Origin of the sequence: Streptomyces sp. NPDC049915 (genome assembly GCF_040656475.1) — a bacterium.
GTDB lineage: Bacteria > Actinomycetota > Actinomycetes > Streptomycetales > Streptomycetaceae > Streptomyces.
Genome location: NZ_JBFAMH010000044.1, coordinates 1 through 21,661, shown reverse-complemented (window position 1 = coordinate 21,661; position 21,661 = coordinate 1). Strand labels below are relative to the sequence as shown.

Below are 21,661 nucleotides of genomic sequence, written 5' to 3'. Positions count from 1 at the left end.
CGAGTAGCCCCGTCGGGTCGTTCGGCCACTGTCCTGACGGTCGCCGGGACAAGATCCACTCAGCGTCAGCGGCCATACGCCGCTGACACCACCACAAGGGGGATGAAGACCATGGGCAAGACGACGAAGAAGACCAGGCAGGCGCCGCCACTGTCAGCCGTGTCCGCACCGGCTGGGAGGGCCCTGCCGGCACACGCATCCGGCTGGCCCGAGGCCAGGACGTCGAAGCGGCGAACGCGCTGATGGCTACCACCAGCGACGGCGTAAGGATCATCCCGGTCCTGGCCGCCGCCATCGAGGACGGCTCGGCGGCCTCCGCCATGCTCGCCGGACTCGGCGGCGGTGGTTCGAATGCGTACCACGACGCCGCCGCCCACACCTTCACCGACCGGCCCATGCACCAGGCCCTGACCACGGTCTCCTTGACGCTGGGCACAGCCGACGGGCAGGACCGTATTGTCGGCGTGCTCTCCGCCACCGCCCCCGGCACCCTCATCGACATGGCCATGAGCAACGGCTTCACGGCCGAGCAGGCGATGGCTCTGGGCCCTTTCGTCGCCAAGATCCATGGCCTGGCCGTCGCTGAACACGTTCGCGGCCAGGGCATTGCCGCCGCGCTGCTAAAGCGGACTTGGCAGGTCCACCAGCAGCTCGGCTACATGCTGCTGTACGGCTCCTACAGGGCAGACCGGGACCTGGCCGCCTTCTACAACCGCTGCGGCTACACCGTCCACGCCCCCGGTGAGACCTTCCCCTTGGACCGCATCGCCCTGCCGTTCCGGCTCGGAGCGGGAGATGACCAGTGCGTCTTCACCCGCTGGCGCCCTCGCCACTGACGCACTGCGCGATGACGAGGGCTCAGCTCGCCGTCCGCCTGGTAGGGCAGCGGCTGCCAGGTATGCGGCCGCCATCGCCGCGGCCGCCAACATGCCAGCGGTCCGCCGCCTTCCCTTGGGCCGCTGACGCGCGAGTTCACGGCTCCTCGCCGGTGTCGCAGGACCGGCATACTCTCCTGTATATGCCGAAGGGATCTCGCGAGGCCAAGCGGGCGCGGAAGGCGGCGGCCAAAGCAGCCGCGCGTACCCGTGCACGACACGGAAAGTGACCCGTATGCAGACGCGTACCGTGTGCCTGTCCCTCCTACTCGTGGCAGTCCTGGGCTCGGTGACCGCCTGCGGCCACGGCGCGGGCACCACATCCAAGGAGACCGACGGCAACGCCAAGGGCAACGAGCAGACCAAGGACAGCGGCACCCTGACCGTCGCCCTGGGCCACAGGGCCAAGTGGCCCGACGGTACGACCGCCACCCTGTCCGACTTCACTCGGGGCGTCACGAGCGAGTACGCCTCTGTCAAGCCGGAGCCGTTTGTCGCCTTCAAGGTGACCGTGCACAACGGCGCCAGCGAGATCATGGACCTCACCCGGTTCTCCCTCTCCTGCGTCGACGGCGAGCCGGTCTACGACCGCACCCAAGGACTCGAAGCGGCGGGGGGAGCGACCTGGGGGGCGAAAAGCTACGTGGACCCGGGGGAGGACGCCACCTGGAAGGACGCCTGCTCTCTCCCGAGGGACGCGCACAAGGTGCAGATCGAGGTCACGCCCGAGGCGATCGAGTACCAAACCGCGATCTTCTCGGGCGACGTCAAGTAGCCCCGACCACAACCGCCAGAGGCTTGCCCGGCGCCCAGCGGGCCCGCCGGGGAGTGCTGCAGGCACAAGCGAGGGCAGCGGGATACGCCTCGGTAGCAGCGGCGATCGAGGCGACAGGCATCCGGCGATGACCGTGACCCTCCAACCCTGCGACATCCGCCCCTCCCCTCCCTAGCCCCGCCACCGGGCCGACAACCGACCCCTAGGGCTCCACCTCTAACCATGCCCACGACCGCCCACCGGTTCCGGCCACACCGCGAAATACGACACCTTTTGGCGCCGCCACCGAGCAAGTCGACCCTGACCTCCCGCCCGACCCAGCCGCTCGAAGCGCCCGCGAAGGAGGCGAACCACAGCAAGATCAATCTCAACGGCACTTCTCCTGCACGGCAACTACTCACGCCCGGTCTCGTCGAACCAATGGGTATCGGTCGGGCAATACCACTGCTCAGGGCCGCTGTTGGCGGTGGTCACGGGTCCTTCCCTTCGGTCAGGCCGCTTCGGTGAAGCCGATTGTGGTCAGATCCTGCTCGCGCAGGGGAGCGAAGTCGACGTCGAGTTTCGGGTCGTACGCCTCCGGCTCGATGCCGAGTTCGTGGGTGCTGTACTCGCCGAACCGTGCGTGGCGAGCGATGTTGCGCAGGACGTCCCCGCGTGCGCGGGGAGCAGGGGAGCCACGCGATTGCGTCGTCCATGGTGCCGGGACCATCCCCGCGTGCGCGGGGAGCAGATCGAGCCGGTGTTCTGCGGGACCAGCCCATAGGGACCATCCCCGCGTGCGCGGGGAGCAGCCACGAGGGTGGACGGGCAGCTCGCTCTACTGGGGACCATCCCCGCGGGCGCGGGGAGCAGCCACGGTCACCCATCCGGGCAGCCGCCGGCTCGGGACCATCCCCGCGTGCGCGGGGAGCAGAGCCCGCACGGCGTGCTGTTCGGCGCCTACGAGGGACCATCCCCGCGTGCGCCGGGAGCAGTGGCGTGTCGTCGGCTTCCTGACCCCGGACAAGAGACGATCCCCGCGTACGCGGGGAGCAGCACGTTATCGGGACCCACTGACACCGCGTGGCGGGACCATCCCCACATGCGCGGGGAGCAGGACCCGGCGTACAGGGCGATCGTCCCGGCCGAGGGACCATCCCCACATGCGCGGGGAGCAGGACCCGGCGTACAGGGCGATCGTCCCGGCCGAGGGACCATCCCCGCATGCGCGGGGAGCAGGCGTTCCAACCCGACTCCCTCGTAACGAGGGTGGGACCATCCCCGCATGCGCGGGGAGCTCGCAGTCGCGGAGCTGCTGTGAGCTGAGCCAAGAGCGGCTTCATCGCCTGGTGGCGAGCGTGCACCATCATGTCGTCGGGATCGTAAGCATCGGCGTCGAACAGGCTCATCCTGCCCAGTGTGACGATCACGATGGTTCCCTACCGCCGGTTTTCTAGCGCCCGAAGCCGTGACCGAAGTCTTGAACACGCTCGGGCATGATCTCGGCCATCCCAGACTGCAAATCGGGCAGTTCTCTTCAACAGCCGCGTGTCCTCGCACCAGCATCGTGATGATCGACAGCTCTGGACTGGTCCAAGCAACACGTCGCGGAAGGCAGCCGCCTGTGACTGAACCCATCACTCTCGCCGACGACCCCGACCTCGCCCACCTGATCGACCTGCTCGACATGCTGAGGGGGCCAGAGGTGGCTTCGCTCTGGGGCGGGGGCGACTACAGCATCGGAAAGAAGTTCGCATCCCGGCTCAGGCCCATTCTCAGCGGTCAGCGCCGCGCGGAGGATGTGGACTATCTCGCGGTGTACGTCTTGAAGTACCTCGGCAAGGACAACACGCACATGCCGCAGGAGCAGATCGCCAAGTGGCTGCGCGGGGTGAACGGCCTTCCTGCTGCGGGACACGCGTGGGCGGAGGACACCACTCGCACCGCCTGGACCTGGTCACCCGATACAGCCTGCCGCGCTGGCGTGGCAGCGACCGTTCCGGCACCGCAGGTGAGCACTGGCTCAGGGCTCCGTAGCCTGCGCCGAAGCGGGTGGGCCCTGGTCACGTGGTTCGGAGCCCACCCGCGAGTGGATCAGCCCGCCGACGGCCGCCAGCGGGTGAATACGCATTGGTCTGGGCCCGCGTTGATCCCGAAGGGCAGCTCCATGCGATCGAGGAGGAACCCCTCTCCTGGAGCGTGCACGATATATCCGCTGCCCTTATAGAAGGCGCCCAGGTCCCGCTCGGTCTCGAAGGACCCGTACAGCAGGAAGTAGTCGAGCTGGTCGTAAACCTGCCAGGCCCGCTTCAGCAGGAAGCTGGCCAGGCCCTGTCCGCGGGCCTTCTCAGCTACCGCCAAGCCGTGCACCTTGCCGGTGGCCACGCTCAGGGTCACAGCCTGCACGTTGCTGTACCCGTGCTCCAGGGCCCGTTCGATGATGGTGCCGGGGGCGGTGACGGACAGAGCGCCGATCGGCCTGTCCTGCTCGTCGGCGGCCACGAGAGTCAGGCTGACGCTGGCCATCGATTCGGCCATCGAGTGCCCGACGGTCCGGCGCGCGAAGTCCTGGAAGAACGTCTTGGTGGTGCCGTCCAGGCCGTCCAGGAGTGTGGCGCCTGCCGTACCCTGCTCGATGGAGGACCGTAGGGCCGGAATGAGCCGGGCCCCAGCCGTGTCGAGCAGTGCGTCGACGGTGTCCGTATCCGCTGCCGTGGCCAGCCGCACCCGGGTGCCGGCGGGGCCGGGCCAGCCCTTGCGTAGCCGGTCGGCGGACAGCCTTACTGGTCTGCTGCTGCCCTTCTTCGCGGTGCGCTTGGCCATGGACAGCCCCCTGGGGTCGACGTGAACTGGGACGACGCTGAGCGCCATGAGGGATGCTGTCCACCGCGAAGGCCGTTCAAGGACCGTTTCCCGGCCGAATGCTCGTGCCCCGTTGGCCAGTTGGGGCCTATGTGGGTGGGTGATGATGACGCGGTGAGTATGGATCTGAGCAACTACGAACTCACCATCCCCATGTTCGCGGGGAGCAGTACTGGCTTCAGGGCGAGGACTTCGACGACGAGGGAACATCCCCGCATGCGCGGGGAGCAGGTCACGTTCGTCGGCCCGGGGCTCGCCGGTCTGGGACCATCCCCGCGTGCGCGGGGAGCAGTACGCGATGGTGTACCCGGTGGCGCGCATGACGGGACCATCCCCGCGTGCGCGGGGAGCAGACTTGCCGACCTGCGTCTTTACTACAGCAGGGCGCCTTCGCTCATTACTTTCATCGAGTTGGACATCACACACATCTCCGGCCAAGCCCTCGCTACCGTGCTGGTATTCGTGCCCTGCTCATTCCTCATCATCAGCCCGTGCAACGAGGTTCAAGGTGAGCTCTGCACTGGCCAGCATCCGGACGATTTCGATGGGACGGTTAGCAAATTCTTTGGCTACGACATCGATGGGGTCGACCCGATGGGTCTGTCCGTCGAGTCCAGTTGCCTCGAGGACATAGCGCAATCCAACCGGCCCAGTGGGATCATCCGCGACGATCCAGTGCGCACCGTACTTATGGATGAAGAAGTCGGCGACGCAGGAAGCCAAGTCCAAGTGCAGAGTAACCCAGTCGGACTCCTCGAATTCGCTCAGAGGAGCGCGGGACACGTAGTCGTCCAAGGCCGGGATGAGGCCCGTTGGGTCACTCGCGTAAATTTCGGGGGACAGTCCGAGCATATCCGCAATGTCGATGGCGTTCCGATGCCTTTCCTCGCTCCAGCCCTGGAGGTCGAGTTCTTCTGCGTTTACCACACTAAGTTCCTTTCGCTGCTTTCGCGGTTATTTGGGGGCCGGCCCGAACTCGATGAAGATGATGCAAGCATGTATGAGGTAGCAGTTCGCCTAACGGCTTGTGGTCAAGGCCGGACGGGGACCATCCCGGCGTGCGCGGGGAGTTGGGCGGAGTTTCGTTCCCACGGAACCGAGTTTCGGGACCATCCCCGCGTGCGCGGGGAGCAGGGCTGGTTCGGCTACCGCCTGTGAGACACGCCGGGACCATCCCCGCGTGCGCGGGGAGCAGGTGATGAAACCACGTGACAAGACCGTGGGCGCGGGACCATCCCCGCGTGCGCGGGGAGCAGAACGGGGTCATGGACTCCCGGCGGCCGGACTTGGGACCATCCCTGCGTGCGAGGGGAGCAGATGAGCGAGGCGCAGCCCATGACGTTGTACGCGGGACCATCCCCGCGTGCGCGGGGAGCAGGGCTGATGTTAGGGCGGGATCGGAACGATCTCGGGACCATCCCCGCGTGCGCGGGGAGCAGCCGCCGCGGACGCGGCCACGGTCATGAACTCAGGGACCATCCCCGCGTGCGCGGGGAGCAGGCGTCCGCACCGAAGATGGTGGCCATGGCCGCGGGACCATCCCGCGTGTGCGGGGAGCAGGAGCCAGACGGCGAGCTGGTCGCGTTGCCAGTGGGACCATCCCCGCGTGTGTTGGGAGCAGAGAGCCGGGAGTACCTGCGCCGCGGTGGCCAGGCCGGCCGGGGGCCTGTCCCCGCGTACGCGGGGAGCAGTTGAGGTACATGATCGGCGAGACGTGGCGCACGGCACTGTCCCCGCGGGTGCGGGGAGCAGATCGCCTAGCTGATCGCCGACCCTGTCTCGCCGGGACAGTCGGCGGAGACCGCCGACCACAAGCCGGGTCCTGATGTGATTGGCCACCATCCCTGCGGGTGCGGGGAGCACAGCTTCTTGCCCAGCGCCACGTTCCCCTTCGGGGGACCATCCCCGCATGCGCGGGGAGCGGCACGGTCGCGGCCGTCAGGCTCTTGGGGGAGGGGTCATCCCCGCGTGCGCGGGGAGCAGGTACAGCTGACGCCCTGCGTTGGGCCATCCCCGCCAAACGGGGAGCACAAGTCCCTGACCGACTCGGTTGAAACGCTCAAGTTGAAGCTAACCGACATCTTCCCCTTTCGGGGCGAAAGTCAGGCGCAGGCCTCGGGTTCTTCCCGACAAGATCAGGAGCGCAGACACTCCCATGGAAGTACTTGCGCCTAACAGCTCCGTGATCGTCAACGTGGAGGCACCTTGCATGTACAACGCCGAGGCAAGGACCGGAAGGACCACCAGGAGCGGTGTCTGCTTCACCGAGACGAGCCTAGCGTTCGAAGGCGGTAACAAACCTCTCCCAGCAACCCGGCAATGCCCAGCGCAGGCACTGACCGCCGGAGGACTATCGCGGTTCTGCGATCGCTCTGCGAAATCGTCTTCTCGACCAGCAACCATCATGCAGCGATGATGATGGACTCTTACGCCTTGCGTGTTGCAGTGAACGAGATCGGCGCCTAATGGCCGGAGCGTCTGCTTCGGAGACCACCCAAGCCGGTCTAAGCACACATACTGATCGACTCGCTGCGACGCGACTACCTCTGCCATGGGGCCATCCCCGCGTGCGCGGGGAGAAGGGGCCTCTCGGTTTCCTGCCACATGTGGCAGGGGGACCATCCCCTCGTGCGCGGGGAGCAGTGGCCGTGCCGGGTGGCGCGGCCGAACGAACCGGGACCATCCCCGCGTGCGCGGGGAGCAGCTACGCACGTCGAACTCGCACACGTCACCATCGGGACCATCCCCGCGTGCGTGGGGAGCAGTGGGACGGCGTCCCCATGCGGAAGATCTCGTGGGGACCATCCCCGCGTGCGCGGGGAGCAGGCCACCACCGCGAACGCCAAGCCCGACGGCGTGGGACCATCCCCGCGTGCGCGGGGAGCAGACTACGTGACCTGCGGGTTTGCAGGGCCAGTGCCGTGTTTTCCATGACTTCTCGAGAGTCCGACAAAATTCGCATTATCTACGCTGCAGTTCCTGCTGTGCCGCGGCCAGCCGGAGACCCAACTTAGGGCTGCCCGCGTGACGTCCGCTGTCTAGCTTGCGCCAGCTGTAGATCCTGCCCGTTTCTTCATATCGGTGTCACGCTGCGCTTACACCCTGTATGTATCTGGCATGACAGGCGAGGGGGGCGCCCCGTTGGGGCTTCATGCCCGGCTGGGTAGACCAGCGTTGAGTGTGTGGGCCAAGCACGAGCGCGAGTCCGACCGATGGCTGCCGCTGTGGCGGCATATGGAGGACAGTGCCGCAGTAGCCGGGCGACTGTGGGATGAGTGGCTGCCGTTGTCGGTGCGGAGGCTGATCGCTGGTGCCCTGCCCGGTGGGGAGGGTGATGCGCGCCGGCTGGCGGTGTGGCTGGCTGGTGTGCACGACGTAGGGAAGGCGACGCCTGCATTCGCCTGTCAGGTGGAGCAGTTGGCGCAGGTCATGCGTGGTCATGGGCTGGAGATGCGTTCGCGGCAGGCGATGGGCGCGGACCGGCGGCTTGGGCCTCATGGGCTGGCGGGGCAGGTGCTGCTGGGGGAGTGGCTGGAAGAACGGCACGGCTGGACGGTCAAGCAGACGGGGCAGTTCACGGTGGCGGTGGGCGGGCATCACGGGATGCCACCCGAGCACGGCCAGATCCAGGCACTTGGCCGTCACCCGGATCTGCTGCGTACTCGTGGGCAGAGTTGGACGCTGTGGAAGCGGGTGCAGGAGGAGCTTCTCGACGCGTGCGCGGACGAGTTCGGCGTGCGGGAGGGCTTGTTGGCCTGGCGGGTGGTGAAACTGCCGCAGCCGGTGCAGGTACTGCTGTCTGCGCTGGTCATCGTGTCCGACTGGATTGCCAGCAATCCTGACCTCTTTCCCTACTTTCCTGAGGATGTGTCCCGAATGGGCCACGAGCGCATCGCGGCCGCCTGGCGTGGGCTGGACCTGCCGGGCCCGTGGCGTGCCGAGGAGCCGGTCGGGGATGTTCAGGAGTTGTTCGCATCCCGGTTCGACCTTCCGCCGGGGGCGAAGGTCCGGCCGGTGCAGGAGGCGGCTGTGGAACTGGCACGCGGGATGGACGAGCCAGGGCTGATGGTGATCGAGGCGCCGATGGGGGAGGGGAAGACGGAGGCCGCGCTCGCCGCTGTGGAGGTTCTTGCCGCGCGGTTCGGGGCGGGCGGTGTGTTCTTCGCGTTGCCGACGATGGCCACCGGTAATGCGATGTTCCCCCGTCTGCTGGGCTGGCTCGATCGTCTGCCTGCTCCGGAGGGGACTCGTTACTCGGTTCTGCTGGCCCACTCCAAGGCGGCCCTCAACGAGGACTTCGCCGATTTGATGGGCCGGGGCCGGCGCATTACCGCAGTCGATGTGGACGGGCCGGGGGAGCAGGAGTGGCGGCCGTCGAGCCGTGACCGTTTCGCTGCTGCCGAACTCGTCGCCCACGCGTGGCTGCGGGGGAGGAAGAAGGCCATGCTGTCCTCGTTTGTTGCCGGCACGGTCGATCAGTTGCTGTTCGCCGGGCTCAAGAGCCGACACCTGGCGCTGCGTCACCTGGCGATCGCCGGGAAGGTCGTCGTCATCGACGAGGCGCACGCTTACGACACGTACATGAGCGTCTACCTCGACCGGGTGCTGTCCTGGCTGGGCGCGTATCGGGTGCCGGTGGTGGTGTTGTCCGCGACGCTGCCGGCCGACCGGCGACGAGAGCTGGCTGAGGCGTATGCGGGTAAGACCATCGGTGAGGTTGCGGCTTCGTTTGACGCTGTCGCCCAGGCCGGTGACTATCCGCTTTTGACAGCGGTCACGCCCGGTGGCGCGCCGGTCATGCGGTGCCCGGCGGCCTCGTCCCGCGGCACTGACGTCGAACTGGAGCGGCTAGAGGACGACGTGGAGGTCCTCGCCGACCGGCTGGAGAGAGACCTGGCCGGGGGCGGTTGCGTCCTGGTCGTCCGCAATACGGTGCGCCGTGTCCTTGAAACAGCGGCTGCGCTGCGCGAGAGGTTCGGGGGTGCGAACGTCACCGTCGCCCACTCGTGTTTCATCGATCTTGACCGTGCCGACAAGGACGCCGGTCTTCTGAAACGTTTTGGGCCGCCGGGTAAGAGCGATCGGCCGTCGTCGGCGCACATCGTTGTCGCCAGCCAGGTCGCCGAGCAATCCCTGGATGTCGACTTCGACCTGCTGGTCACCGACCTCGCCCCGATTGACCTCCTGCTCCAGCGCATGGGACGCCTGCACCGGCACCTGCGCGGCGGCGAGGAGCAAACCGACCGGCCTGAGCGGCTGCGTCAGGCACGCTGCCTGGTCACCGGTGTCGACTACAGCGCCGCCGTTCCCGCGCCGGTGCGCGGCTCGCTCGCCGTGTACGGGGCGTATGCGCTGCTGCGTTCCGCTGCCGTCCTGCAGCCGCACCTTGACGGTGGCCGGGAACGTCCTGTACGGCTGCCCGCGGACATCAGTCCCCTGGTGCAGCGGGCCTACGCGGATGATTTCGATGGCCCGTCCGACTGGCAGGAGGCGCTCGAAGCTGCCCGCGCGCGCCACGACGAGCATCGCGCGGACCAAACCGAGCGGGCCGCGACGTTCCGGCTGGATGCCGCCGGCCGTCCCGGCCGGCCGCTGTTCGGCTGGGTCGCAGCAGGTGTCGGCGACGCGGACGACACCCGCCAGGGCCGGGCCCAGGTCCGCGACAGCCGCGAAAACCTGGAGGTCGTGGTCGTACAGCGACGCGCCGACGGCACCCTGGTCACGGTGCCGTGGCTGGAGCCAGATCGTGAAGGCCGCCCCCGTGCAGGGCTGTCACTGCCCACAGACCAGGTGCCGACCGCTTTTGCGGCCCGTACCGCGGCGAGCTGCGGACTGCGGTTGCCAATCCAGTTCAGCTACGCCGACGTCATGGACCGGGCGGTCGACGAGCTCGAGGAGCTCTACATCCCTGCATGGCAGGTGAAAGACAGTCACTGGCTGGCTGGCCAGCTGATTCTGCCGCTCGACGAGCATTGTCAGACCCATCTGGCAGGCTTCCAGCTCCAGTACAGCCCTCATGACGGCCTGGAGGTGACCCGTGCCTGAAGTCGACCCGAACGACGGCGCCGGTGTGGTGTCGTTCGACCTCACCACTCAGTCGTGGATTCCCGTGCTCAGACGGGACGGCAGTCAGGGCGAGTTATCGCTGCGGGAGGTGTTCGCGCAGGCGGGTGACCTGCGGCGCATCATCGGTGATCTGCCCACCCAGGAGTTCGCTCTTCATCGGCTGCTCCTCGCGATCGCGCATGATGCGCTCGACGGGCCGCAGGACATCGATGAGTGGGCGGATTTGTGGGCCGAGGAGAGCTGCTTCGGGCCCATCGAGGCGTATCTCGAGGAGCACCGCGGGCGGTTCGATCTGCTGGATGGTGCTGCACCATTCTTCCAGACGCCTCATTTGCGGACCGCGAAGGACGAGGTGTTCTCCCTCAACCGGATCGTGGCCGACGTTCCCAACGGGGAACCGTTCTTTACCGCGCGCATGCCCACCGTCGAGCGGCTCACCTTCGCCGAGGCGGCCCGCTGGGTCGTGCACGCGCACGCCTACGACACGTCCGGCATCAAGACTGGCGTGCACGGTGACGCGCGCGTCAAGGGCGGCAAGGTCTATCCGCTGGGTGTCGGCTGGGCCGGGAACCTCGGTGGCGTCTTCGTCGAGGGCGCCACGCTACGCGAGACGCTGCTGCTGAATCTGGTGGCCGCCGACGCCTCCGGTGTTGAGATCGATGCAGAGGATGCGCCGGCGTGGCGCCGCCAGCCCAGCGGCCCGGGCGGCGCGGAGCGCGCCCCGAGTGGTGTGCGCGACTTGTACACCTGGCAGACGCGGCGCCTGCGGCTGCACTTCGACGCCGGCGGCGTGCACGGCGTCGTCCTGGGCTACGGCGACCCGCTGTCCCCTCGTAACCGGCAGCGCCGGGAGCCGATGACCGCCTGGCGGCGCAGCCGGACGCAGGAGAAGAAGCTGAAGCAGACGCCGGTCTACCTGCCGCGTGAGCACGCGCCGGAGCGTTCGGCCTGGCGGGGGATCGGCGCGCTTGTCATCAGCGAGGAGCAGGCCTCTTTGGGGCCGGAGCCGGCCGACTACCTGCGGCCGGGCATCTTGGAGTGGGTGGCCCGCCTGGTCACCGAGGGGGAGCTGGAGGCCGGCTTCCTCGTTCGGGCGCGGATCATCGGTGCACGCTACGGCACGCAGCAGTCCGTGATCGACGAGGTCGTCGACGACCACGTGGCCATGGCCGTTGTCCTGCTGCACCAGCATGATCGGCGCTACGCAGAGCAGGCCGTCGCAGCCGTCGGCGATGCCGACCTTGCGGTCAACGCACTCGGTGACCTCGCCACCAACCTGGCCCGCGCAGCCGGCACGGAAAGCGATGGGCCCCGCTCGAGTGCACGCGATCTCGCCTACGGTCTCCTCGAGGCCCCGTACCGCACCTGGCTGGCCCGTCTCGCCGAGACCGACGACCCGTATGCACGGCGCGGCGAATGGCAGCAGCAGGTGTACGCCATGGTCAGCGAGCTCGGTGACCGGCTGATGGCCGCGGCCGGGGACGCAGCGTGGCAGGGGCGCATTGTCCCGGTGAAGCACGGCACGGAGTGGCTCAACTCGGCGCTCGCCGGCAAGTGGTTCCGCGCTGCCCTGCACAAGGGACTGGGGCGTCCCGACTCCTTCAACACGACGCCGGATGCTGACGCAGGCCCGGCGCCCGAGACCACCGTGAAGGCACCCGCATGACCACTGTCACCGCACCTGTCACCCCGCGCGAACGGGTCACCCGTCTCGCCGCTGCCCACATCACCGCCCTGCAGCGCGGCTACCTCACGGATCAGTCCCACGCGGTCGCGGCTCTCGCCCGGCTGCGGCGCGGCGCCGGCCGTCCCGCCGGGCAGCTGCCGGACCTGTGGCCTCTGATCGACACCGGCCCCCTGCACGACACGCCGCACGGCGCGAGGCCTTTGACCGAGAGGGAAATGACCCGGGCCGAGGACGCCCTGCACACCGCCCTCACCCTCTACGCCCTGCACCAGCAGTCCCGCCGCACGGGCATGTACCAGTCCGACAGGCCGGACCGTCGCCGAGGCCTGGGTACCGCAGTGCGCCGGATGATGAAGCCGGGTGAGATCGACGAACCCGTGCACAAGCGCCTGGTCCGCGCCGGTACCGCGCCTGATCTGCCGGTCCTCGCCCAGCGGCTGCGCGACATCGTCGTCCTGCTGCGCCGCGAGGACATCCCGCTCGATCACGCCCTGCTCGCCGGACAGCTCTACACCTGGCAGTGGCCCGGCGGCGCGGACACCGTCCGCAGGGAATGGGGCCGCTCCTTCCACGCCTGGCACGGCAAGCCTGCCGACACCGACACCGCCGGCTCTGACAGCAACAGCACCACGGACACCGACAAGGACGCCTCGTGAACCGCATCTTCCTCGACGTGCACGCCCTGCAGACCGTCCCGCCCAGCAACTTGAACCGCGACGACACCGGCGCACCGAAGAGCGCGGTGTACGGGGGAGTGCCGCGCGCCCGCGTCTCCAGCCAGGCATGGAAGCGGGCCACGCGCACCTACTTCAAGGATGAGCACCTGCTCGAGCCCAGCGAGCTGGGCGTGCGGACCAAGAAGATCGTGGAGGTGATCGCCGCCCGGATCACCGAGTTCGACTCTTCCCTCGCCGAGAATGCCCTGCAGCTTGCGAACGAGACCGTTAAGGCCACCGGCTTGAAGACGGAAGTGCCCCAGCGCAAGGCGGCTGCCGTCAAGGAGGGAGAGCCGGAGCCGGCACCCGAGTCCAAGTACCTGGTGTTCCTCAGCACCCGCCAGCTCGACGGCCTGGCCCGCCTCGCCATCGAGGGCGCTGCCGACATCGCCGCGTTCTTCAAGGACAAGGAGAACAAGGCCCGGGCGAAGCAGACCGCCGATACTCGCCACTCCGTCGACATCGCCCTGTTCGGCCGCATGGTCGCCGACGACGCCGACATCAACGTCGATGCCGCCGTCCAAGTTGCTCACGCCCTCAGCGTCCACCGTGTGGACAACGAGTCCGACTACTACACCGCGGTCGACGACGAGAACAGCGACGCAGAGACCGGCGCCGGCATGATCGGCACCGTCGATTTCAACTCCGCCACCCTCTACCGCTACGCCGCGCTCGGCATCCACCAGCTCGCCGCCAACCTCGGCGAAGGGCTGCGCGATGACGAGTCGCGCACGGAGCCGGTCCGCCGGGCCGTGGAGGCCTTCGTCCACGGTTTCGTAGCCTCGCTTCCCACCGGAAAGATCAACACCTTCGGACACCACACGCTGCCCGACGCCGTGATCGTCAAGCTGCGCACCACCCGGCCCGTCAGCTTCGTCGCCGCCTTCGAGGACCCGGTACGCGGCGAGAGCGGCGGCTACGTACGTGAGGCCTCAGAGCGCCTGGCCGAGTACATCCCCGACATCGAACGCGCCTACGGCGACGAAGATTCCACGCTCACCTGGGTGCTGCGCGTCGGTCCGAACACTCAGAAGCTCGCCGGTATCGGCACCGAGTCGCAGACCATCGGCCACCTGGTCACCGCTGTCGGCCAGGCCGTCGCCGAACGCCTGGAGAAGCCCGCATGAGCGTGCTCACCCTCCGGCTCGCGGGCCCCCTGCAGTCCTGGGGGGCCTCGGCCCGCTTCACCCGCCGCACCACCGAGTCCGCCCCGACCAAGAGCGGCGTGATCGGCATGCTCGCTGCCGCGGCCGGCATCGAACGCGGTGACGACGAGAAGGTGAAGCCACTGGCCGGCCTGCGCTTCGGTGTCCGTATCGACCAGCCCGGCACCCGGGTACGGGACTTCCAGACCGCCCACCACGGTGTCACCGGTAAATCCATGCCGCTGTCCGAACGCTTCTACCTCGCCGACGCCGTGTTCGTCGCCGCCCTCGAAGGCGACCACCGACTGCTCGCCGAACTGCATGCAGCGCTGCGCGCCCCGGTCTACGCGCCGTTCCTCGGCCGCCGTTCCTGCCCGCCCTCTCTCCCGGTTGAGCTCAACCTCCGCGCTCACGGTGGGCTGCAGGATGCCCTGGGCGAGGAACCGTGGCAGGCCTCGCCCTGGTACCGCAAGCAGTACCGCGGTCGGAGCGATGTCGAGCTGAGCGTGCTGCGGGAGGCGGACGTGGAAGAGCAGAACACCGCGGACACCCTGCGCGACCAGCCACTCAGCTTCGCCGCCGAGCACCGGCGCCATGCCCTGCGCACCCACGTCACGTACAGCGTGCGCATCCCCAACCCGTCGGCCCGGCAGCTGCCGCGGCACGACCCGTTCGACGCCCTGGACGAAGAGAGCGCTTGATGTTCCTCACTCGCTTCCGCGTGAACACTGCGCGGTCCGGTGCCCGCCGCCTGCTGTCCTCCCCGCAGGCCATGCACGCGGCCGTCATGTCGTCCTTTCCGACCTTGCTGCCCACGGACACACCCCCCTCAGATGGCCCGCGGGTGCTGTGGCGGCTGGACAATATCGCCCGTGCCGAAGTGATGCTGTACATCGTCAGCCCGGAACGGCCCGATCTCAGCCACCTCGTGGAACAAGCGGGCTGGCCTGCCGCAGCCGCTGCCAATCCGGCCGAGCCGGGCTGGCAGAGCCGGCCCTACGGTCCGCTCCTCGACCGGCTTGCTTCGGGCGACCGGTGGGCGTTCCGGCTCACCGCCAATCCCGTGCACCAGATCCGCCGCAAGGACGACGAGCCGACCAAGCGCACCGCGCACGTCACCCCGGTGCACCAGATGGGCTGGTTCCTCAAGCGTCAGGAATCCTGCGGCTTCCGTGTCCTGGAAAAAGCAGACGCCAAGCGGTTGCTCCGCAGCGGCACCACCCACACCAATCAGCCCCACCACGGCGACCGCTACGAACTGACCGTCCATGACAAACGCGCCTTGGCCTTCGACAAGTCCCGCAGCACGGGCGCCAAGGGCGGAAGCCGTGCACCTGTCAGCCTGGTCACCGTCACCTTCGACGGCCGCCTCGAGGTCACCGACCCGCAGCTCCTGCGGCGCGCCCTGACCCAAGGCGTCGGCAAAGCCAAGGCATACGGCTGCGGTCTGCTCACCCTGGCGCCACTCGGCACAGCAGGATGAGCCGGTGACAACAGTCTCCCGACGCGCCGCGCTCACCCCTCGCCAGCTCACCCGCACCGGCGAACGGCTGTCCTTCGTCTACCTCGAGCGCTGCACTGTGCACCGGGACGCCAACGCCATCACCGCCGAGGACGCCGACGGCACCACCCACATCCCGTCGGCGACCATCGGCACCCTCCTCCTCGGCCCCGGCACCCGCATCACCCATCAGGCGATCAGCGTCCTTGGCGAAACCGGCGCCGCGGTCTGCTGGGTGCGAGAACAGGGAGTGCGCTACTACGCCGGCGGTCGCGCCCTGACCCGCTCCTCGGCGCTGGCCGAAGCACAAGCCGCACGGTGGACCAACGCCCGCAGTCGCCTCGCCAGGTCGCGAAATGTGCTCCCCGTACCCGCGGGGATGGTCCCGACCGCACCCAGGACGGCATCCTGCGCCGGGAATGCTCCCCGCACCTGCGGGGATGGTCCCGCGGTCATCGACACGGCCGCGTGGACGAGACTGTGCTCCCCGCACCCGCGGGGATGGTCCCTCCCGCATCGACCCAGCGAAGCTCCCCGGCGCGGCCAAGATCCGCGCGGACGCCGACCGGTTCGCCGCCGTGCTGGAGGACATCGCCACCAACGGCCTGCCCTCGGTGGAGGACTGCACGCCGTGAGCCGATCCCCGGCGACAGCAGCGGTCGGCGGCTGCGCCAGTACCTCGACGACGTCGAAGGCGTCCGGCTCGTGTACTCGGTGACAGCGTGAAGACCGTGGTGGTCACGGCCTCCATCGAGGTGTGGCCGCCGCTCGCTGCCCTCGTGCTGCTCGTGTAGCAAGCTGTTGCATGGTGGCTCCCAAGAGGGCGCAGCGTTCGCACGGTCCGGTCGGCACACGGGTGCTGCTCGTGAGAAAAGGTCGGTCTCACTGCTCCCCGCACCCGCGGGGAAGGTTCCGGCACAGCGACTGAAGCGACCCGAGCGGCGCACCGGCGCGGTCGTACGCCGCGACGGCCGCGAGCCGCTCGGGCTCGGCAGCGCGATCAGCATGATGATGACCGAGCGCGGCATGGTCGCCCCGGCCGCCGGCGGAAGCGTCCTCGCGCAGTTCGACGACATCCTCGCCGCAGCCGCGCCGGAGCTCGCCGGTCACGTCCAGGCCGTGGCGTTCGACGCGGACACCGGCCGTCTGGACGTCGCCCCCGCCTACGGCACCCAACTGCGCTGGAGCGCGCCGAAGCTGATCACGGCGACCAACGAGCGGGTGCAGGGTGCGAACGTCCGCAGCGTTGGAGTCCTGGCGCCCGCGCCCGTGAAGGCCGGCCCCGCCCCGGCGGCCGGCCGCACGCGCCCGCGCCCGTGCGGCCGAGAGTGAGGCGCGGGCGAGGCTGGAAGCGGTCAAGTCACGGCGTCAGGAACTCGTTCAGATCGCCGAACTGGAGAAGACGGCGGCGGTCTCCTCCCAGAGGGCTGACGATGCGGAGAAGGCGTGGGCCGCCGCCGAAGGAGACGCCCAGGAGCACCGGCAGCAGACCGCAAAGCAGCTGTCGCAGCTTTTCGCGGACATTGCCATCCCCATGGCTCCCGACAAGATCCGCAGTGCCGTGATCGATCCCAAGACCTTGGCCCCCAAGATCAACTATCGGACCATGAAGCAACTGGCCCGCTCGGCCGGACTGGTGAGTATCGCCCACACCGCCTACCACCTCATGGCCCTTGAAGCTGCCCGCAGCATGCCGCTTGTCCTGCTGCCCCGCTGCCAGTGGCTCGACGCGCCGCTCGACGGACTGGGCGGCGGCCCGGAGGGCGAACGCCTGGCCAACGCCGTCCTTACCGTTTGCGCGGAGATCGCCGGCTCCGATGCCCAGCTCATCCTCACCACTCCGCAGGCCCTGCCCGCCCGCCCGCAGGGCCTGCACGTCACCCAGCACGACAGCACCAAGCCGCTGATCCCACATGCCCGCCCCGAGAGCGACGAACGGTGACCGACCTCAGCAGCACCCCGCCCGCCGTACCCGCGCAAGCCCAGGCACGGGCCTCAAGGCAGCATCCCCCCATCGTCGAATGTCTCGGCATCGACGACATGGTCCTCACCTACAGGAGCGAACACTGGATCGACCCCTTGGGCGAAGACGGCGTGCAGTACTGGGACGTCGGGATGCACGTCAAAGAGGACTGCGGGCCAGGCACCAGCTTCGGGTCAGCCCGGATCTGCGTGGCCGATGAATACCGGGTCGCCAACATCGTGCACAGCTTCGACGCCCTCAGCGCAGACCTCTACCGGATCGCAAGGACCCTCTATGACGAGAAGACGGGTGACCTGCGCGACGACCTCCACGAGCTCCTCGCCTTGCTCGGCAAGACGATCATCGTGGACACGGTCACCATCGACCGGCGCCTGCGCGGGCAGGGCCTCGGCGTATACCTGACGGGGATGACCCTGGACTACCTCAGTCACGGGGCCGGCGTCATCGCGCTCTTTCCCGGCCCGCTGGAACGCGATGACAACACCGACTACGAACAAGCCCGCACGAGCCTGGGGCGCGCATGGTCACGTATCGGCTTCACGCCGTACAAGGACGGCACCTGGATCCTCGACCCCGGCATGACCACCCTCGACGAGGCCCTGCGCCGCGAACGCGAACGACTTCAGCACCACCGTTGGAACATGACTTTCCGCTACGAAGATCGCGGCCTCGACACGATCAGCCACATCACCATGACCAAGTCCATTCCCCACCCGCTCCTCTAGCGCGGACGGGGTACACCCGCGCCCTCCTGGGCTATCAAACGGGCTCTCGCCGAAGCGTTCGCCGACTCCGAGGATCCGACTGTCTACCGATCCCTCCTTCGCTGGATGAAGGCTCACAACCGTTGAAACATGGCGGTTGTAGCTCACCTTCCCAATTTGGAAGGAGCTGTTCGATTGAATTCGAACGATGATGGTCGAGTGGCCGGGCCCGGTCGCGGGGGCGGTGGTCGGGCCGTAGACCGGACGTATGGTGCTGCGTCCGCCGGTGGAGCCGATGCTGGCGCAGGCCCGTGACACGGTGCCTGCGCCCGGCGCGCTGCCCGGCCGTCTGGTCTTTCAGCCTAAGTTCGACGGCTACCAGGCCCTGCTGTTTACCGGCCCGGTGCGGCTTCGGTCCCGCCGGGGCAGTCTGATCCACGCTCGGTTTCCCGAGCTGGTGCACGCGGCCGCGGATCTGCCCGAGGGCCTGATGCCACATGATCGTCCGGTGGCCGTCCATCTTGACCTCGTACCGCCACCCCGGCCCGGTCGGCAGTTGCGGCACCAGCTCAGCGAGCACGACAGCGACAGGGAACTCCACACCACCAGGCTGCGCTCGGGCCCGCCCCCGCGCGCGGCCGACTACTCCAGCACGCCCAGCTCCGTATCCGGGCGGCAGTGGACACACGGCGGAACCTGATGCAGCAGCGCCTGCACAGCCTGCTTCCGCGTCACCGGCCGACACCGCCCGGACTTCTTCGCGGCCCAGCAGTCCCCGACGTGCACGCTGTCGACGTTGTTCCTGTTCAGCCCGTACTGGACCAGCCACTCCGGAGGCGCCGGCCGCGCCTCCTCACCCTGCCGCCGCTCCGCCTCCCGCCGCTCCTCCACGGCGATCCACCCGTCGATCTGCGCGAGAGCTGCAGTGGCCTGCTTTAGGTAAAGCCCCGTACCGGCCACCAGAAAGGCAGTGGGTACGGGGCAACGGTCTTGCGGTCATCGCGAGATGCTGGCGGCCGGCCCGTTCGGATAGACCGAAATGGTCGGCCAGCATTCGGCCGGTCACTGGGTGGCCGAGCTGTTGCTTGGCACTCCGTAGGGTGAAGCCATCCATTAGACAGACGCGGGGGCCACAGGAGGGGGCAGAGACGTCCCGTGAGTGAGCCTGACTGGGTAGCCCGCTGGACAGCCATTGCCGTTGGAGCCGTGACCGCCGTCAACGTTGCCTTCTCGGTAAGCACGTACAGACGAGTAAGGCCACAGGTTGTGGTCGAGGTGGAGTACGGCTGCTTGTCAGGAAGCAGCACACCACAAGGTTTCGCCAACTATGAGTTCTCTCTCCGGTTGAGAAACAGGGGGACTACGGCCATCGGAATCGAACGGGTCTCGGTATTGGCCGCCTATGGGACGCTGCTGCATCCGGACAACCGGTGGATCGACAGCAAGGGGATCAACCCCCCGCGTCCTATCGATGCCTTGAACGGGTTCTATTACGACGTGGTGCTGACTAGCGACTTGCTTTCGGGAGAGGGTCACGAAGACAGTTACCCGAGGCCCAAGTGGCTCTCGTTCACGGCGTTCCTCACGGATGGTCGCAAGGTTCGGAGCAAGAGAGTGAGCGGGTTTACGGGTACCGAGCCATCAGACCGACCCTTCCTCCCGTGAGCCGCATCGCCCGCGGAGCCGCAGGACATCAGACGTCGTCATCTACCAGCCCCGCGTCGTCCGTCAGCTCCACGACGTACGGCAAGGCCGTCAACCCCGACAGCCGCTCCTCGACCTCCCCGCGCACATCACCCGGCAGCGAGGCCACCACCGTGGTCGTCGCATCCGGGGCGGACGAACGCGAGACCTCGACAAGCCCAAAGGGACCCGTAACCAAGCTCCACAGAGCTTGCCGAGCTTCCTCGAGGGCATCGTTCCACGCCGCAATCGACACGACAGTCCGAAGTCCCATCGCGGACCTCCTCTCTGTAGAGCTACCCCGAGTGTCGGCCTCTCGCGCGGCAGCCGCACCACGAAGAGGCGTGGGCCCGCTCTGCGCCGCTACGGCACCGTGCTGCGGGCCGACAAGGCGCTGCTGGACACCTACCTGGACGGCGCCGATCACCTGTCCATCTAGACTGCGCTGCACACTCTTGGGCGCATCCTCAGCCGCCGCCTGAGCCACCCCGGTGCCATCAACCCGGCAACGTCAGAGCCCGGCTCCACTGTTCCTCCCAAGCGGTCCTGACTCGGCACCCACCCGTCGCCTGTCCAGGGCCTCATACCTTGCATGACCTTGCCCTTCGATCCACCGGTCGGGCCCCGGGGGTATAGCTGACTCCCTGGGGCCCGCCGTGTATCCGACTCCGCCGGCCAGTTCTGACGGCCACGGTGGCGGTAACCCCGCCGCAGCTTCGGATCATCATGTTGTTGTCTGTGACTGAGCCTCCTCTTGAGGCCCGCGGTTCGGATAGGAGAGCGCCGAACGGCCGTACAGCCGCAGCAGGGGCACGCTCAACCATCTGCACATATCCGGCGGCGTCGGCGACAGCCGACCGGCCGCCGCCAGCGAAGCCCGGCAGTGGCGGCCATGAGCCGACTGATTCACCAGGTGGACGCGTGCCGCCGGTGCCGACGGGCCGTACAGCACGTAGCCGGCAGCGGCTAGAACCATGACGGTTGTGGAGATGAGGGCCGTGTAGGTCACGTTGCCTGGGAGCAGCAGAATCGCCCAGTCGATGGAGCGGGCCTCGCGCGAGGGCCTGTGTTCCTAGGGGCAGGCTTCTTGGTGTTGTGATGACACACCTGTGCTCGTTTTGTGACCACCCTGCGCGGCGCGGACTGCATGCGGACAGCGAGCCGCTGATCTGCAGCGCGATCACGTGTCCGCAGCGGTCCTTTTCACGCAACCGAACCGATTTCCACACCGCCTTGCTCATCCACCGCATTTCACACCCTGCGCTCAGCGGTCTCAGAACGGAACTCTTCCTTCGCCGCTGAACGGGGCAGACGTTTCGTCATCGGGGGTGGTCAAGGGGACGAATCCGGCACTCACAGCCACCCGGGAAAAGCAGGCGAACTTCAGCGTCCATCACCGTACTGACGACCCACTCCGGGACATGACGCGGGACACCGCCCCACAGCCTCGGCTCCGGCAGGAACAGGCCCAGATCAACCGCCACGGCGATCCGCTGACTATCAATCAGAAGCAGGGAGTCGTCACAGCGGGTGGCCGAGCAGGCCGCCGACGCGCTCACTGAAGCGTTGCCGGAGTAGCAGCCGTGGAACTACTGAGGTTGAACTCGTGGTGTCGCAGGGGCTGACGGCTCGTCGGTCGTGCGGTATCACCGGGGCATGCGGTATCCACAAGGGGGCGGACTGA

The 21,661-nt window shown here is 68.0% G+C and carries 17 protein-coding genes, 1 pseudogene and 3 CRISPR repeat arrays; of the genes and pseudogenes, 14 read left to right on the top strand and 4 right to left on the bottom strand.

All coding sequences use genetic code 11. The annotated features are described in order from the left end of the window. Positions 1 to 242 precede the first annotated feature (242 nt). Positions 243 to 836: a GNAT family N-acetyltransferase gene (locus AB0J12_RS37525; protein WP_363269253.1), complete on the top strand. Its 594-nt coding sequence runs from the start codon at positions 243 to 245 to the stop codon at positions 834 to 836. A 274-nt stretch (positions 837 to 1,110) separates the two neighbouring features. Beyond that, positions 1,111 to 1,650: a hypothetical protein gene (locus AB0J12_RS37520; protein WP_363269252.1), complete on the top strand. Its 540-nt coding sequence runs from the start codon at positions 1,111 to 1,113 to the stop codon at positions 1,648 to 1,650. A gap of 640 nt (positions 1,651 to 2,290) precedes the next feature. Beyond that, positions 2,291 to 2,929: direct repeats of the CRISPR family, unit length 29 nt; unit sequence GGGACCATCCCCGCGTGCGCGGGGAGCAG. Positions 2,930 to 3,723: 794 nt separating this feature from the next. Here AB0J12_RS37520 and AB0J12_RS37515 read toward each other — a convergent pair. Together AB0J12_RS37515 and AB0J12_RS37510 are read right to left on the bottom strand one after the other, a co-directional pair. Next, positions 3,724 to 4,452, bottom strand: a complete 729-nt coding sequence (locus tag AB0J12_RS37515) for a GNAT family N-acetyltransferase (protein ID WP_363269251.1) — start codon at positions 4,450 to 4,452, stop codon at positions 3,724 to 3,726. Between the two features lie 510 nt (positions 4,453 to 4,962). After that, positions 4,963 to 5,418 carry a hypothetical protein gene (locus AB0J12_RS37510; protein ID WP_363269250.1) on the bottom strand — a complete coding sequence of 152 codons (456 nt, stop codon included), beginning with the start codon at positions 5,416 to 5,418 and terminating at the stop codon, positions 4,963 to 4,965. Positions 5,419 to 5,535: 117 nt separating this feature from the next. Further along, positions 5,536 to 6,243: direct repeats of the CRISPR family, unit length 31 nt; unit sequence CGGGACCATCCCCGCGTGCGCGGGGAGCAGG. 801 nt (positions 6,244 to 7,044) lie between these two features. Beyond that, a CRISPR array of direct repeats spans positions 7,045 to 7,378; the repeat unit is 29 nt; unit sequence GGGACCATCCCCGCGTGCGCGGGGAGCAG. Between the two features lie 347 nt (positions 7,379 to 7,725). Here AB0J12_RS37510 and cas3 point away from each other — a divergent pair. The 11 genes and pseudogenes from cas3 (at position 7,726) to AB0J12_RS37455 (ending at position 18,994) form a co-directional block, all read left to right on the top strand. Continuing rightward, a complete protein-coding gene (gene cas3, locus AB0J12_RS37505; RefSeq protein WP_363269266.1) occupies positions 7,726 to 10,536 on the top strand; it encodes a CRISPR-associated helicase Cas3' in 2,811 nt (936 codons plus the stop codon). Next, positions 10,529 to 12,223: a type I-E CRISPR-associated protein Cse1/CasA gene (casA, locus tag AB0J12_RS37500; protein WP_363269248.1), complete on the top strand. Its 1,695-nt coding sequence runs from the start codon at positions 10,529 to 10,531 to the stop codon at positions 12,221 to 12,223. The genes cas3 and casA overlap by 8 nt, the downstream gene beginning before the upstream one ends. Next, positions 12,220 to 12,900, top strand: a complete 681-nt coding sequence (casB, locus tag AB0J12_RS37495) for a type I-E CRISPR-associated protein Cse2/CasB (RefSeq protein ID WP_363269245.1) — start codon at positions 12,220 to 12,222, stop codon at positions 12,898 to 12,900. Before casA ends, casB begins: the two co-directional genes overlap by 4 nt. Beyond that, complete coding sequence (cas7e, locus tag AB0J12_RS37490) at positions 12,897 to 14,087, top strand: type I-E CRISPR-associated protein Cas7/Cse4/CasC (protein ID WP_363269244.1); 1,191 nt, start codon at positions 12,897 to 12,899, stop codon at positions 14,085 to 14,087. The genes casB and cas7e overlap by 4 nt, the downstream gene beginning before the upstream one ends. Then, the gene (cas5e, locus tag AB0J12_RS37485; protein ID WP_363269243.1) at positions 14,084 to 14,806 is read left to right on the top strand and encodes a type I-E CRISPR-associated protein Cas5/CasD; all 723 of its coding nucleotides are present in this window, start codon (positions 14,084 to 14,086) and stop codon (positions 14,804 to 14,806) included. Before cas7e ends, cas5e begins: the two co-directional genes overlap by 4 nt. Then, the gene (cas6e, locus tag AB0J12_RS37480; RefSeq protein WP_363269242.1) at positions 14,806 to 15,588 is read left to right on the top strand and encodes a type I-E CRISPR-associated protein Cas6/Cse3/CasE; all 783 of its coding nucleotides are present in this window, start codon (positions 14,806 to 14,808) and stop codon (positions 15,586 to 15,588) included. The genes cas5e and cas6e overlap by 1 nt, the downstream gene beginning before the upstream one ends. A 4-nt stretch (positions 15,589 to 15,592) precedes the next feature. Further along, positions 15,593 to 15,961 (top strand): annotated as a pseudogene (locus AB0J12_RS37475) (CRISPR-associated endonuclease Cas1); the annotation flags it as partial. Between the two features lie 650 nt (positions 15,962 to 16,611). Further along, entirely contained in the window at positions 16,612 to 16,938 is a 327-nt protein-coding gene (locus AB0J12_RS37470) for a hypothetical protein (protein ID WP_363269241.1), read from the top strand. A 202-nt stretch (positions 16,939 to 17,140) separates the two neighbouring features. Beyond that, the gene (locus tag AB0J12_RS37465) at positions 17,141 to 17,548 is read left to right on the top strand and encodes a hypothetical protein (protein ID WP_363269239.1); all 408 of its coding nucleotides are present in this window, start codon (positions 17,141 to 17,143) and stop codon (positions 17,546 to 17,548) included. After that, positions 17,545 to 18,315 carry a hypothetical protein gene (locus AB0J12_RS37460; RefSeq protein ID WP_363269238.1) on the top strand — a complete coding sequence of 257 codons (771 nt, stop codon included), beginning with the start codon at positions 17,545 to 17,547 and terminating at the stop codon, positions 18,313 to 18,315. Before AB0J12_RS37465 ends, AB0J12_RS37460 begins: the two co-directional genes overlap by 4 nt. A gap of 247 nt (positions 18,316 to 18,562) precedes the next feature. Then, the gene (locus tag AB0J12_RS37455; protein WP_363269268.1) at positions 18,563 to 18,994 is read left to right on the top strand and encodes a hypothetical protein; all 432 of its coding nucleotides are present in this window, start codon (positions 18,563 to 18,565) and stop codon (positions 18,992 to 18,994) included. Here the strand turns inward: AB0J12_RS37455 and AB0J12_RS37450 are convergent. Continuing rightward, complete coding sequence (locus AB0J12_RS37450; RefSeq protein WP_363269265.1) at positions 18,937 to 19,080, bottom strand: DUF6233 domain-containing protein; 144 nt, start codon at positions 19,078 to 19,080, stop codon at positions 18,937 to 18,939. The genes AB0J12_RS37455 and AB0J12_RS37450 overlap by 58 nt on opposite strands. A 420-nt stretch (positions 19,081 to 19,500) precedes the next feature. Between AB0J12_RS37450 and AB0J12_RS37445 the strand changes: the two genes are divergently transcribed. Next, entirely contained in the window at positions 19,501 to 19,959 is a 459-nt protein-coding gene (locus AB0J12_RS37445; RefSeq protein WP_363269237.1) for a hypothetical protein, read from the top strand. Between the two features lie 28 nt (positions 19,960 to 19,987). On the opposite strand, the gene AB0J12_RS37440 is transcribed toward AB0J12_RS37445, so the two are convergent. After that, complete coding sequence (locus AB0J12_RS37440) at positions 19,988 to 20,251, bottom strand: hypothetical protein (protein WP_363269236.1); 264 nt, start codon at positions 20,249 to 20,251, stop codon at positions 19,988 to 19,990. Between the last annotated feature and the right edge of the window lie 1,410 nt (positions 20,252 to 21,661).

Bases quoted from the DNA above. Each gene is read 5' to 3' on its own strand.
- AB0J12_RS37440 (WP_363269236.1), bottom strand. From the start codon at position 20,251: ATGGGACTTCGGACTGTCGTGTCGATTGCGGCGTGGAACGATGCCCTC.
- AB0J12_RS37470 (WP_363269241.1), top strand. From the start codon at position 16,612: ATGATGATGACCGAGCGCGGCATGGTCGCCCCGGCCGCCGGCGGAAGC.
- AB0J12_RS37525 (WP_363269253.1), top strand. From the start codon at position 243: ATGGCTACCACCAGCGACGGCGTAAGGATCATCCCGGTCCTGGCCGCC.
- cas3 (WP_363269266.1), top strand. From the start codon at position 7,726: ATGGAGGACAGTGCCGCAGTAGCCGGGCGACTGTGGGATGAGTGGCTG.
- cas6e (WP_363269242.1), top strand. From the start codon at position 14,806: ATGTTCCTCACTCGCTTCCGCGTGAACACTGCGCGGTCCGGTGCCCGC.
- AB0J12_RS37465 (WP_363269239.1), top strand. From the start codon at position 17,141: ATGGCTCCCGACAAGATCCGCAGTGCCGTGATCGATCCCAAGACCTTG.
- AB0J12_RS37515 (WP_363269251.1), bottom strand. From the start codon at position 4,452: ATGGCCAAGCGCACCGCGAAGAAGGGCAGCAGCAGACCAGTAAGGCTG.
- AB0J12_RS37520 (WP_363269252.1), top strand. From the start codon at position 1,111: ATGCAGACGCGTACCGTGTGCCTGTCCCTCCTACTCGTGGCAGTCCTG.
- casB (WP_363269245.1), top strand. From the start codon at position 12,220: ATGACCACTGTCACCGCACCTGTCACCCCGCGCGAACGGGTCACCCGT.
- AB0J12_RS37455 (WP_363269268.1), top strand. From the start codon at position 18,563: ATGGTGCTGCGTCCGCCGGTGGAGCCGATGCTGGCGCAGGCCCGTGAC.
- cas5e (WP_363269243.1), top strand. From the start codon at position 14,084: ATGAGCGTGCTCACCCTCCGGCTCGCGGGCCCCCTGCAGTCCTGGGGG.